This is a genomic window from Vibrio crassostreae (assembly GCF_041439375.1).
Lineage (GTDB): Bacteria > Pseudomonadota > Gammaproteobacteria > Enterobacterales > Vibrionaceae > Vibrio > Vibrio crassostreae_D.
Window position 1 is genome coordinate 71,258 of sequence record NZ_JBGONY010000004.1, and the last position, 13,565, is coordinate 84,822.

At 44.7% G+C, this 13,565-nt stretch carries 10 protein-coding genes, 1 pseudogene and 1 other annotated feature; of the genes and pseudogenes, 3 read left to right on the forward strand and 8 right to left on the reverse strand.

What is annotated here, in order from left to right:
* Positions 1-70: 70 nt before the first annotated feature.
* From thrC to thrA, 3 genes are read right to left on the reverse strand one after another with little or no spacing between them, the layout of a single operon-like run.
* On the reverse strand, positions 71-1,354 hold the full coding sequence (gene thrC, locus ACED45_RS03280; RefSeq protein ID WP_065584718.1) for a threonine synthase: 1,284 nt from the start codon (positions 1,352-1,354) through the stop codon (positions 71-73).
* The gene (thrB, locus tag ACED45_RS03285; RefSeq protein WP_102480910.1) at positions 1,351-2,307 is read right to left on the reverse strand and encodes a homoserine kinase; all 957 of its coding nucleotides are present in this window, start codon (positions 2,305-2,307) and stop codon (positions 1,351-1,353) included. The genes thrC and thrB overlap by 4 nt, the downstream gene beginning before the upstream one ends.
* A 17-nt stretch (positions 2,308-2,324) precedes the next feature.
* Positions 2,325-4,784 carry a bifunctional aspartate kinase/homoserine dehydrogenase I gene (gene thrA, locus ACED45_RS03290; protein ID WP_102480909.1) on the reverse strand — a complete coding sequence of 820 codons (2,460 nt, stop codon included), beginning with the start codon at positions 4,782-4,784 and terminating at the stop codon, positions 2,325-2,327.
* A 29-nt stretch (positions 4,785-4,813) separates the two neighbouring features.
* Positions 4,814-4,932, reverse strand: a sequence feature (Thr leader region).
* Positions 4,933-5,249: 317 nt separating this feature from the next.
* On the opposite strand from thrA, the gene ACED45_RS03295 reads away from it, so the two are divergent.
* A complete protein-coding gene (locus ACED45_RS03295; protein ID WP_048662672.1) occupies positions 5,250-5,708 on the forward strand; it encodes a hypothetical protein in 459 nt (152 codons plus the stop codon).
* A 112-nt stretch (positions 5,709-5,820) separates the two neighbouring features.
* Here ACED45_RS03295 and ACED45_RS03300 read toward each other — a convergent pair whose 3' ends face one another.
* On the reverse strand, positions 5,821-6,306 hold the full coding sequence (locus ACED45_RS03300; RefSeq protein WP_048658048.1) for a putative 4-hydroxy-4-methyl-2-oxoglutarate aldolase: 486 nt from the start codon (positions 6,304-6,306) through the stop codon (positions 5,821-5,823).
* A 47-nt stretch (positions 6,307-6,353) separates the two neighbouring features.
* Between ACED45_RS03300 and ACED45_RS03305 the strand changes: the two are divergent.
* Positions 6,354-6,455 (forward strand): annotated as a pseudogene (locus ACED45_RS03305) (ribonuclease activity regulator protein RraA); the annotation flags it as partial.
* Positions 6,456-6,884: 429 nt separating this feature from the next.
* Positions 6,885-7,601 carry a two-component system response regulator ArcA gene (gene arcA / locus ACED45_RS03310; RefSeq protein ID WP_004741534.1) on the forward strand — a complete coding sequence of 239 codons (717 nt, stop codon included), beginning with the start codon at positions 6,885-6,887 and terminating at the stop codon, positions 7,599-7,601.
* 124 nt (positions 7,602-7,725) lie between these two features.
* Here the strand turns inward: arcA and ACED45_RS03315 are convergent, their stop codons facing one another.
* The 4 genes from ACED45_RS03315 to ACED45_RS03330 form a co-directional block, all read right to left on the reverse strand.
* Positions 7,726-8,169: a hypothetical protein gene (locus ACED45_RS03315; protein ID WP_048658047.1), complete on the reverse strand. Its 444-nt coding sequence runs from the start codon at positions 8,167-8,169 to the stop codon at positions 7,726-7,728.
* A 7-nt stretch (positions 8,170-8,176) separates the two neighbouring features.
* Complete coding sequence (gene arcB / locus ACED45_RS03320; RefSeq protein WP_371713302.1) at positions 8,177-10,546, reverse strand: aerobic respiration two-component sensor histidine kinase ArcB; 2,370 nt, start codon at positions 10,544-10,546, stop codon at positions 8,177-8,179.
* A gap of 174 nt (positions 10,547-10,720) precedes the next feature.
* Entirely contained in the window at positions 10,721-12,472 is a 1,752-nt protein-coding gene (locus ACED45_RS03325) for a sensor domain-containing diguanylate cyclase (protein ID WP_371713303.1), read from the reverse strand.
* 91 nt (positions 12,473-12,563) lie between these two features.
* On the reverse strand, positions 12,564-13,517 hold the full coding sequence (locus ACED45_RS03330) for a TIGR01212 family radical SAM protein (protein ID WP_102432151.1): 954 nt from the start codon (positions 13,515-13,517) through the stop codon (positions 12,564-12,566).
* Positions 13,518-13,565: the final 48 nt, after the last annotated feature.

Consider the following 13,565-nt stretch of genomic DNA (forward strand, 5'->3'; position numbering starts at 1 on the left):
AGCTTAAATTAGAATACAAAAACGGCGCTCATTGAGCGCCGTTTTTATTTGTTCGAAAAACAAATGGACGTTACGGTTGAACTCGACGAAGCACTGCTTTTAGCGCTTCAAAATCGTTATCAAGATCTTCAGACAACAACTCCATTACCGCGTGTTTTGCTAGCGGGCCTGGCAGTTCGATATCAGAACCTAGGATGTCATCAACCACTTCTTTGAATTTCGCTGGGTGTGCTGTACACAGGAACAAGCCAGTTTCATTCTCTTGCAATTGCTCTTCCAATAGACGGTAAGCAATCGCACCATGTGGTTCACATAGGTAACCTTGTGCTTTTAGGTCGCGAACTGACTCAGCGCTCTGCTCGTCAGATACTTTACCTTTGCCTAGTGTATCTAAGCCCCAACCTTTGAGTTGGCAAAGCTCTTCAATACGAGGCCAGTTATTTGGTTGGCTTACGTCCATCGCGTTCGATGTTGTCGCAACGGTCGGTTTTGGATCCCATTGACCTGTTTCTAGGTAGCGAGGAACCGTGTCATTTTCATTGGTTGCTGCGATGAAACGCTTAACAGGTAAACCTAGTGCTTTAGCCAATAGACCCGCCGTTAGGTTACCAAAGTTACCACTTGGTACAGAAATAACTAGGTTTTCACGTTGCTCTTTAGTCAGCTGAGAAGCCGCTTCAAAGTAGTAACAGATCTGAGCCATTAAACGGCTGATGTTGATAGAGTTTGCCGAGTTAAGACCAATCTCTTTACGCAGTTCAGCATCATCAAATGAGTCTTTAACCAGAGCCTGACACGCATCAAAGTCACCATCGATAGCGACAGTGTGAATATTCTTACCCAGCGTACAGAAAAGCTTCTCTTGCAATGGGCTGATCTTGCCTTTCGGGTAAAGAATCACAACATTGATGTCTTCCATGCCGTAGAAAGCATGTGCGACCGCCGCACCAGTATCACCTGATGTTGCTGTTAAGATAGTGATTTGACCACCATCTGAAACGGCTGCTAAAGACTGAGCCATAAAGCGGCCACCGAAATCTTTAAACGCCAGTGTAGGGCCGTGGAAAAGCTCAAGCGCGTAAACGCCGTCTTTTACTTGGTTGATTGGTGCAGGGAATTGGAACGCTGCATCCACCATTTGGTCGATCTGTTCTTTTGGTAATTCATCGCCAATCAATGCTGACAGAATCTTTGAGCTACGAGGGACAAAGTCCTCTGCTAGCAGCGCATCGATATCATCAAACTTTGGTAGCTCAGATGGAAAAAATAGACCTTGATTACGACCTAAACCTTGACGAACGGCTTGGCCAAAAGAGACTTGCTCGTCATTTTCTTTGATGTTGTACAGCTTCATAACTCACTTCCTGTAACGATCGAACCTTGCTTATCTAGGCGACAAACGTGAACGAATCCTTCTTCATTTTGTACGTAATTTTGTTCTAACCAGCGTGCAACACGCTCGGCGACATCTTGTTCTTTGCAAATGCTAAATAGAGTTGGACCGCTACCGGAGATCCCAGTAGCCAGTGCTCCTGCTGAAGTGGCGTATTTACGCGCATCAGCAAACCCTGGAAGCAGTTTCTCACGATATGGTTCAGCAATCACGTCTTTGATCATCTTCGCTGCTAGCTCTGGCTGACCAGAGTGGCACGCGTGGATAAAACCCGCTAGATGACGGCCATGGGCAATCACATCCTGACGACGATATTGAGAAGGAAGAATTTCGCGAGCTTCAGCCGTTGAAACCTTAATACCCGGATACGCCATTACCCAATACCAGTCATCAAAACACGGTACTTCTTGGCTAATGATACCTAACTCTTCAAGCATTAACTGCACACCACCAAGGTAACATGGAGCAACGTTATCATAATGGATACCGCCTGAAATCTTACCTTCCATTTCGCCCATTAGAGCAAGCAGTTCAGTCTCATTCAGTGGCTGGCCATGAAAACGATTTAGCGCATCCAGTGCCGCGACAATTGAACATGCACTTGAACCTAGACCAGAACCAATAGGCATGTTCTTTTCGAGTGTCATTTCTAAAGGCTTTAGCGCAACGCCTTTTTTATCAAGCTCTCTAGAGAACACCACCCAGCAGTCATAGACGATGTTTTCTTTGGCTTCAGTCGGCAGCTTAGAAACAAAGCTGCCTGCTGTTTTTAGCGAGAATGATTCATCGCCTACTTTAACCATTACTCGGTCACCCAGCAGTGTGCCATCCACTGGAGACACAGCGGCCCCCAGCACATCAAACCCTACACTGACATTACCGATTGATGCAGGAGCATAAACGACAACATCCATATCACTTGAACTCATTCCTAAACTCCTAATTTCCAACCAAGAGTACGCATCACATCAGAGAATACGCCAGCTGCTGTTACTTCAGTACCCGCGCCGTAGCCACGTAGTACTAGAGGGATTGGTTGGTAGTAACGGCTGTAGAATGCTAATGCGTTCTCGCCATCTTTAATCTTGAACATTGGGTCATCGCCATCAACAGCAGCGATACGAACCTTACACTTACCTTCAGCGATTTCGCCAACATAACGAAGTACTTTGCCTTCTTCTGCTGCGATAGCCGACAGCTCTTGGAAGTAAGCATCCGCTTCTGGCAGACGAGCCATAAACTCTTCAACCGTGCCTGAGTCATCAAAACCTGGTGGCAGAGCTTGATCAACTTCAACATCTTCAAGTTCAAGCGCCATGCCTGCTTCACGAGCAAGAATAAGCAGCTTACGCGCCACATCCATACCAGATAAATCGTCACGAGGATCCGGTTCAGTAAAGCCGTTATCTTTAGCAATATTGGTTGCTTGGCTTAGTGTCATACCTTCATCAAGTTTACCGAAGATGTAAGACAGTGAACCTGAAAGAATGCCGTTGAACTTCTCAAGTTCATCACCTGCAGAGATAAGGTTCTGAAGGTTTTCGATTACTGGTAGACCTGCACCTACGGTTGTTTCGTACATCAGCTTACGACGTGAGTTACGTGCAACTTCACGAAGCTGATGGTAGTAAGCCATGCTTGCTGTGTTTGCTTTCTTGTTTGGTGTTACCACGTGGAAACCAGCCGCTAGGAAATCAGCGTACTGCGCAGCAATACCTTCGCTAGACGTACAGTCAACCAATACTGGGTTGATGATGTGGTTACGTTGAACAAGAGCCGCTAAGCGAGCTAGGCTGAATTCTTCAGTCGCACTCGACATACGGTCACGCCACTGCTCTAACGGTAGACCATCGCTGTCTAGCAACAAACCTTTACTGTTTGCTAAACCACATACGCGAATCACGATGCCTTTTTCAGCCAATTTACCTTGCTGACGTTGGATCTGATCAACAAGTTCGCCACCAACGCCGCCAACACCCACAACGAATACGTCAAGGAAGTGCTTAGAGTTAAATAGGTTCTCGTGACACGCTTTGATTGCTTCAGAGATTTTATCTTCAGGGATAACCGCTGAGATAGCACGCTCAGATGACCCTTGAGCAATCGCAACAATGTTGACGTTCACTTCAGCTAAAGAAGAGAAGAACTGAGAAGCAACACCGCGTGAAGTACGCATACCGTCACCCACCAGCGTTACAATCGCTACGTCGTCCATGAACTCAACTGGCTCTAATAGACCATCTTTGAGCTCAAGTTCAAACGCGTCTGACAACACTTGTTTCGCTTTCACTTTGTCAGCCGATTCAATACAGAAGCTGATGCTGTACTCAGAAGACGATTGAGTAATAAGGACAATAGAAACGCCAGCCGAAGACATCGCGCCGAATACGCGACTTGCCATGCCAACCATGCCTTTCATACCAGGGCCTGATACGTTAACCATTGTTAGGTCACTTAGCGTAGTAATACCTTTAATTGCTAGGTTATCTTCGCCAGTGTCTTGACCAATCAAAGTACCCGCACCCTGTGGGTTAAAGCTGTTTTTGATCAGACAAGGAATATGGAATTGCGCGATAGGCGCGATAGTCTTCGGGTGCAGAACCGAAGCACCGAAGTAAGAAAGCTCCATCGCTTCTTGGTAGCTTAATGATTTAAGCAGACGTGCATCATCGACTAAGCGTGGGTCACAGTTGTAAACGCCGTCTACATCAGTCCAGATTTCACAGCAATCAGCACGTAGACATGCCGCTAGAACTGCCGCTGAGTAGTCAGAGCCATTACGGCCAAGTGTTACTAACTCACCTTTATCATTACCAGCAGTGAAGCCCGGCATGATGTTTACGTGACCTTTAGGAAGTGGCGATTGACGGAAGTTCTGAGTTGAAACATCCACATCGACCATAGCTTCAAGGTGATCACCTTTAGCGTATAGGTATTGAACTGGGTCAATCAGGCTTGCTGGTTGGCCTTTCGCTTCAAGTACCGCTTTCATCAACTGGATTGAGATTCGCTCACCTTTACTGATGATGCGAGCATTAACATGATTCGGGCACATACCCAGTAGGTTAATGCCGTTCACGAACTGTTTTAGCTGAGCAAGAGAAGTATCCACCTGCTCTTGGAACGCAGAACCGTCAATAGAAGGAACAACGGCTTGAATATCTGCAAACAGTGCAGCGAATGAGGATTCGATCTCTGTAATCTGTGCATCTGCTTCACCATTTTTAAGTGCAGCTTCAATTACAGCGACCAACTTATTGGTTGTTTTTCCTGGAGCCGATAGTACAACAGCTAGCTCTTCTTGCTGGGCATTATTAGCGATGATATCAGCCGCTCGTAAAAAACGATCTGCATCAGCTAATGATGAACCTCCAAACTTTAAAACGCGCATCCCTTTCTCCATAAGTCATAAAAATGGTACAAAAAAAGGCCTGTATCTTGTTGGATACAGGCCTTTTTTTTAAAATCCGTTACTTAGCAGCCTGCCCCAACAATGTTAATGTCGGTAATAATAATGGTTGTGGTCATTACTAGGTGGCTTACGTGCTGCATATCAAATTCTCTGCTTGTGCTTTACTCTACGTGTATCAATTTTTACCACTGGACGTCAATGAAAAGTTGCGTTTTTTTTACATTCGCACCGTTTTTCAGAGCAAACCGTCATTTAAGGGATAAAACACCCTGTATAAACCTTCACTTAAGATACTGGATTTACTCATTGAACAAGCAAGAGTGATCAATTGCATATATAGTCATAACAAAATGCTATATCGATTGTGCAGCGAACGCACAAGTTCTGTGCTTTAATTGAACGATAACGTTCGAAGAACAATAATAATGACATCAGGAGTGGGAAATGAAGAGATTACTTATTCTTTTGGCTTTTGCTATGCCTGTTGTTTGTTCAGCGAATAGTTTGCCTCTACTTCCTTCTCAAATAGATCGTTCTTCTCATAAATTTTTTATCTCCACACAAAACGCGTCAAGTGAAAGCTTCGATACTTGGAAAATAGACAGTGGCTATTCTTATAGCTTGTTTTCAGATGTGGATCTTTACGTGGGTACACGTATCAATAGTGCGGCACTGAAACAGGAAAGTGGATTCTTAAGTGGTGTCAGTTATCAGTTTTCAGAAAGAGTCTCTTTCAACAGTTCTTTACACACCTATAAAGATGAAACCGAAGACAATGAGAAATCGGTAGCCGCAGAGGTTTCCAGCCGAGTGCAACTGACTGATAATCTAGATTTGCATGCCACCCTTGACTATGAAGAGTGGCAGCAAGGTGTTGAAGTGGGATTAGGGTTTCGCTTTTAATCTCTTTCGCTTGTTCTTTATTTACTGATTAGTCCGAATTGAGCCCCAAGCTTTCAGCACATCACAAACCATTCCCCAATCTAATCTAACAACGGAATTAAATTTGAGTTAGTTACGACTCAATTAACAACTCAGATGAAATTAATACGCCATTCCAATCGGCATAAATATAGTCACCAGGCTGAATCAGTTGATTATGTATAGAGAGCGTAACATTCACTTGTCCGACGCCGCGTTTCTCGGTCTTGAATGGCGATGCACCCAGCGCCTGAACACCAAGGTCCATTTGCGACATCATGCCAACATCACGCACCGCACCGTTCACAATCACGCCTTCCCAACCATTCTCTATCGCGAGAATAGCGAGCTGATCGCCAAGCAGCGCCTTTTGGCATGAGCCATTTCCATCAACGACAAGCACTTTGCCACAGCCATCGGTCTCTAAAATCTCGCGAACCTTGGAATTATCGTGGTAACAACGAACTGTTACAATTTTTCCAAAGAACGCACCACGTTGACCGAAGTTCTGCAATGGCATGTTCAGTAGGGTGACTTCGCTTTCAAACTCATCACATAAGTCGGGTGTTATATCGTGCATATATCCTCCGTGAGTAAGGCGTTACCTGTTTAGTCAGGCTAACCTCTATGCTTTTATATGTTATTAAAATTAATCCTTTGTTTTCATTGTTCTATGCTCAATTTATTACTCAATAAAAGTTGATTGAGCATATTTATCTACTAGACTCTTAGGACAGCTTTCAGCTTCCTTGGTTCATAATCCGGTCTTTAGCAGGCAAGATGTGCGAAACATCTCGAATAATCATTCTTGTTTTGGTGCTAAATAATCACCATAACATTGGTTAAGTTGTAGCCATACTATTAAAGTTTGTTGCGATACGGCAATTGATGTAAATCAACAAAGTGAATGGAATTAACATTCTCGCGTTGTTAGCATGCTGTTAACATTATAGAATCCTCTCCAATCACTAAAAGAATGATTGAAAGGCGTACTGGATCTACGTTATTGGGCAATACTTCAAGGAAGGCAGATAGCTGGAAGTAAGTGTTTTTTTGAAAACTTTAAGTTATCATCAAAAATACATTACCTGTATGTTATGTTTTTGCCTAGAATTTATTCTATTAGCACAGTTTCGTCACAAATTTAGGTACCGCCAAATGCAAACCCCGCAGATTCTTATCGTTGAAGATGAGCAAGTAACTCGTAACACTCTAAAGAGTATTTTTGAAGCAGAGGGATATGCTGTTTTTGAGGCTAGCGACGGTGAAGAGATGCACCAAGTGCTATCTGACAACCAAGTTAACCTTGTAATTATGGACATCAACCTTCCAGGTAAGAATGGCCTACTACTTGCGCGTGAACTACGTGAGCAAGCAAACGTAGCGCTTATGTTCTTAACTGGTCGTGATAATGAAGTTGATAAGATCCTTGGCCTAGAGATCGGCGCTGATGACTACATCACGAAGCCTTTCAACCCTCGTGAACTGACTATCCGTGCACGCAACCTTCTTAACCGTTCAATGAGCACAAGCTCTGTTCAAGAAGAAAAGCGTAGCGTTGAAAAGTATGAGTTCAACGGTTGGGTACTAGATATCAACAGTCGTTCTCTGGTTAGCCCAGATGGCGAAGGCTACAAGCTACCTCGTTCAGAGTTCCGTGCTCTACTTCACTTCTGTGAGAACCCAGGTAAGATCCAAACACGTGCAGACCTTCTTAAGAAGATGACTGGTCGTGAGCTTAAGCCACACGATCGTACTGTAGACGTAACAATCCGTCGTATTCGTAAGCACTTTGAATCTGTTTCTGGTACGCCAGAAATCATCGCAACGATTCACGGTGAAGGCTACCGCTTTTGTGGTGACCTAGAAGACTAATTCGATTCGCGTTTCGAGTCGTTTAGCACTTAGTGTTTGAACAGTAGAAGCGCAATCAATAGTTATTAAAAAGGGAGAATGCCAACGCATTCTCCCTTTTTTGTTGTTCATTGTTCGCTAAGGTTTAGTAAACCGTATCAACCTTAACGTCTTTCTCTACTAGCCACTTCACGGTTTCACCATCTTTCAGTTCAACCGCCACATCAACAGGCTTGTCGCTGTCGATCTCTAGTTGCCACACAAAAGCGACTTCCCATTGAGTTTCGCTATGTGTTCTTAAATCAAGATCGTCAGCTGTTACCAATAAGGTGTCTGCACCCTGTTTAACGGTAACACTCTCAACCGCAAGCGTTGCTGGCAGTTGTGAGTCTGACTCTAGGTAGATTGCACCATGCAGAGTCTTATCTTGGGTCTCTCCAATCGTTGGCATCTTGTTGTGCCAAAGGTTGCTTTTCATTGTGACTGTTGCTGCAGATACTTCTACTTGATTATCTTGCTGCCATTCTACTTGGGGCGTAGAACAACCCGCTAATGCCACTACACATGCGGCGAATGCTAATTTTTTCATTCTTCTTCTACCTTTGATTTAACCAACTCTTTAAGACTTCAATGTCATTCTGGTATTCGTTATTAATCTCATCGACCCAATCTGAAATGTTTTCCCACCAAGCTGGTAGGTCAGGAGATTGAGCTTTCTGAGCAACTTGTTGAATGCGTTTCAGGCCGATAGAACCTGCTGCACCTTTAATTTTATGTGCTTCAGAAACGATACTGGCTTTATCTTTCGCGACCATGTTGGAGTTCAATATTTCCATATACTCCGGCATCATATCTTCAAACATCACGATGCTATCCAAAACCGGTTTTGGTCCAACAATGTCAACATAAGACTCTAGCATATCAATATCAAGCAAAGTGGTATCAATAGCTGAAAGAACAGACTTAGTGGCGTCGACTTTCTCAATGCTTTCAACCTTCTCCGTACCCGCTACTTTCTCAATTACCTCTGGCGCATCTTCGATCAGCTCGCTGATGACATCTTGAATAGCTCGAACTGACAAAGGTTTGCTGATCGCTTCGTCCATGCCTTTCTGGAAATACTCTTGCTTGTTGCTTAACACGTTGGCAGTTAATGCCACCAAAGGCGGTAGTTGGCTGTATTTCTCGCGGTAGTATTGAGCAATATCGAAACCTGTCATGTCTGGCAGTTGGATATCTAACAGTACCAAGTCATAGTCTTCCGGGTTGAAAGCAATCTGAGCCTCTTTACCCGTCATTACTACGGTCACCTCATGACCCAGACTTTCAAGTAGAGAGCGAGCCACTGTGATATTGAGTTCAATATCTTCAACCATGAAGATCTTAAGATTCGACTGCTTTCTTGGCGTTTTGATCAGTGCCTGAGTATCGTGATTCACTGGAACTCGAATCGAAACCGTAAAGGTGCTACCAAAGCCCTCTTCACTGGTGACTTCAATGTGGCCATCCATCATATTGATCAGCTGCTGTGAGACCGCGAGGCCAATGCCCGTGCCGACAGCGTGCAAGTTGTCCGTGCCCGATTTCACCTGATAGTACATCGCGAAGATCTTCTCGATTTCACTTTCAGGGATACCAATCCCGGTGTCTTCTACTTCCATCGTTATGTTGGCAAAGTCGCCATCAATGTCGGCGCTGACTGTCATCACCACACCACCATCTTTGGTGAACTTCATCGCGTTGCTGACAAGGTTCCACAATACCTGTCTAAGACGAGTACCATCCACCTCAACAGCAGCTGGAAGATCAGACAATCTTTCTAGATCGAACCTTAGTCCTTTCTGCTCTGCCATTAACGCAGAAATACTCTCGATCTCGACAACGAAATCTTCAAAATTGATAGGGGTTGGGAAGAGCTCAAGCTTACGGCGGTCGAACTTATCCATGTCGATAATATCGTTAAAGATATTACCCAATGTCACTGCGCTTACCTTAATGGTTTGCATCTGCTTACGCTGCTCGGTCGTTAGTTGGCTATCCAACAACATGCGGCTCAAGCCGATGATGCCATTGAGCGGTGTTCTTAACTCGTGGCTAATGGTTGAGATAAAGGTGGTCTTATCGCGGCTAGCTTTTTCTAACGACTCTTGATGCTCTTTACGTTCAGTAATATCGCGACCAAAACCGACTAAACCCAAGTGACGGCCATCTTTGTTATAGAAAGGAACTTTACGCAGTTCGAAGTAACTCTTACGTCCGTCAGGGTATTCAAGCCATTGGTCATAGGTCAGCGCTTGGTTATCAGAAAAGACTTTCTTATCGGTTTCAACAACTTGCTGGGCTACCTCTTTACTGTAGACATCCCAAGGAGTCAAACCAACCAGCTCTTTTTCTGTTTTGCCGGTGAGCTCTTCTACAGCACGGTTACAACCAGAGAACACACCATCTTCATTACGATAGTAAATAAGGTCAGGAGAAGCATCAATAAATGAACGTAGCAGTGCCGTACGTTCTGCAAGTTCAAGCTGAGTTCGCTCACGTTGAAACACCTCGTTCTCAAGGTCGTGCATCGCTTCTGCACGCGCTTCTTCCGCTTTTTCACGCTCTTCAATTTCTTGATTAAGCTTCTCAATATTGAGCTGCAGTTTATTGTTGAGCTCTTGGTCTCGCTCACGCATGTCGCCAAGTTTAGAGACCAGTTTCGCTAACCTTTGACGAGACTCTTCCAGCTGATCAACGACTACAGATAGGAAGTAAACCGCCCAAGGCGTTATCACTAAACCAAAGAAAACTGAACGGACAATATCGATATCATCAACATTACCTTTGAGTGCGAGGGTGATACCGACTTGCACAACAACAGCGAGGGCAACAAGCGCTAGGGCGAGTAAGATAGAAAAGCGGACAATCCCCAGCTTTACGAGTAGATCCACGTAATACTGGGCAAGATTTTTCATGGGTTTCATTTAACGCTCCATGCGATAAGACTAGCAACATTCTACCCTGTTTGAAGATAGGAGGTAAGCTAGCTACATCACACGCAGCAAGAGATCAGCGGCAATATCGAAGGTTAATCCAATTAATATAAATACCGAACAACCAAAACAGACGAAGGTGGGAAAATCACCGATTTTATAGAGTTAGCAAATTGAGGATGGGTGCACCATAGAACGGTTTCGACCGTCAGACTTTGCTTGATACAGAGCACTGTCAGCCAAAGCAACCGCCGAATCCATCTCGTCATCAGGTTTCGGAATGTAAGAGACAATACCAATACTCACGGTGATGAATTCAGAGACCGTCGACTTCTCATGCGCAAGTTCCAACTTTAGGACTTCGTCATGAATACGCTGCGCCACCAGCTGAGCACCTTCGGTCGTTGTATTCGGCAGAATAAAGCCGAATTCTTCACCACCATAACGAGCTACACAGTCCGATGAACGATTCAACACCTGCTTAAATGCCTGAGAAACTTGGACCAAGGCATCATCACCTTGCTGGTGTCCGTAATAGTCGTTGTAGCCTTTAAAGAAATCGATGTCACACAGCATGATCGTCAGCGGTAACTTCTCACGCACATGATAATGCCACAGTGTCGAGAGCTGTTCATCGAAACGACGTCGGTTAGAAACTTTAGTCAGGCTATCCATAAAGCTGAGGCGTTCAAGTTCAAGGTTGGCTTCTTCAAGCTTTTGTTCTGCTAGATAACGCTCTGTAATATCACGCGCCATGATCAACACACCATTAGTGCTCGATGCTGGATCTCTAAACGGTGATTTGACTACATCATACCAAGTAAATGCTCCATCACTTGAGACCACTTTGTCGATATAACGCAGCGATTTACTTTGATGAAGCACTTGATGATCGGTTTCTGATATTCGCGTATAGATACTATGTGGCACCACATCTTGTAAGCGTTTACCGATCAAGTCACTCACTTCAGAGATACCTAGCGCAGCCACAAATGGCTTATTACACGCTTGATAAACCATGTTTTCATTAAAGATGCCAATCGAGTCTGGGCTGGCCTCCAAGATGTTTTGCAAGATGGTGTCACGCTGCGCAAGTGCCACTTCGGTATCTTTTCGCTTCTCCATTTCGCCACGAAGCTGCTGCTGCATGTCATGCCAATCGGTCACATCATGGCTAATAGAGAGCGTACCTATGGTTGATCCATCTTGTGAGAGCAAGACACTTTGGTAGGTTTCAAGCAAGCAGCTTTTTCCATCTTGATCTGTAGTCCAAGAGCGTTCACTTACACGACCTTTTAATACTCCACCAGAAACACTCAGGGTGCCCTCTTCAGCACGACCATGCCAAAACTTTTTAAACGAGCGATTACTCGTCACTAACTGATCTTTCTGATCTTTCACGTAGATCAACTCAGACAAAGAATCCAAAGCGGTACGAGCAACATTCAACTCTCGAACTTCTTGGGACATTTCTTCGTTAGTATTCTTATAAGGTGAAGCATGAATCATCCAAGCCTGCTTATTTCTAAAATGAACCTTACGACCGACTAAGTTGATCTTAAACGACTCAAATTCAGAAAGCGCCCACAGGGAGACCTGCTCGAAGGCTCGAGAGTTGATGTGATTGGTTAAGTAGTGGCGAAAGCTATTCTCGCTTTCAACGGTAGGGAATCGAAAGTTAACACCAATTTGTCGAATACCAAGCAACTGCATTGCTTGGCGATTGGCATAGAGTATTTCGCCACTTCGAACATCAACAAAGTAGAGTGGCGACGGGGTAGCAAGTAGAAGCGTTTCGATATGCGATTGATAACGAGAATAGAGATGCCAGCAGATGAGAGCAATCAGCAATACAACAACGATATAAATACCGTAGCCATACGCCCTGTCCCACAACCAAGTCATTACCAGTTCCATCTGCTCTCAATCTATACCATAAAATCTGTGAGGGAAATGTTACCACTATTTGTTGGTTTTATCTGCTGTTACCTACAGTCACCCATTTCTATTAATTGGCTGCGTTTAAAACAGGCAACGTGTACTCGAATGCAGAGCCAGTTTTGATGCCTTGAGCACCGGTTTTATCGAGCGAACGGCCTATTTCAGTCATCGCTAACCAGCGGTTCTCACACCATAAAGGAGAAAGTAACGTTGGCCGTCTCGCCGCTGAAGAAACACGGTGATAAACCACGTCCGCAGGCGTGCGTTGAATGATCTCACTCGCGATATCGATGTACTCTTCAAGGCTTGGGGCTTCTAGCTTTCCGGCTTTCCACGCCTTAGCCATGGTACTGCCCTCTACTATATGCAGGCCGTGCAGCTTAATACCATCAGTGCCAACCGCTAATACCTTGTCTAAGGTTTCAAGGTTATCCGGCTTAGTCTCTTTTGGTAGACCAACAATCAGGTGGGTACACACCTTGATGCCTAAAGCGCGTGCACGCTGGGTGATCGTTTCATACACCGCAAAGTCGTGTCCGCGGTTAATTCGCTTGAGGGTTTTATCATTGGCGGTTTGCAGGCCAAGCTCGAGCCAAATCTCATAGCCTTGTTTAACGTAACCCGCTAACAGATCCAACACCGCATCAGGCACGCAGTCTGGTCTTGTGCCAACACAAAGGCCGACGATCTCTGCACCAGGTGCTTTTAACGCCTCTTCATACATATTCTTAAGCACTTGTACCTCAGCATAAGTGCTGGTGTACGCCTGAAAGTAAGCCAGATACTTCTTGGCACGAGCAATCTCACCCGCGCGATCTTTTAACTGGTCAGCAATACTTTGAATTTGAGTTTGTTCATCGGCAAAGGAAGCCACGTTACAAAACGTACAACCTCCACGACCAATGGTCCCGTCTCGGTTTGGGCAGCTGAAACCACCGTGAAGCGTCAGCTTGTGGACTTTCTCGCCATAACGGCGTTGAAGGTCTTGGCCGATAGTATTGACCAACTCGTGTAATTGCATATTTTCAAAGCACTCAAGTAAATAAGAATGAATATCAGTCTTTTTTTG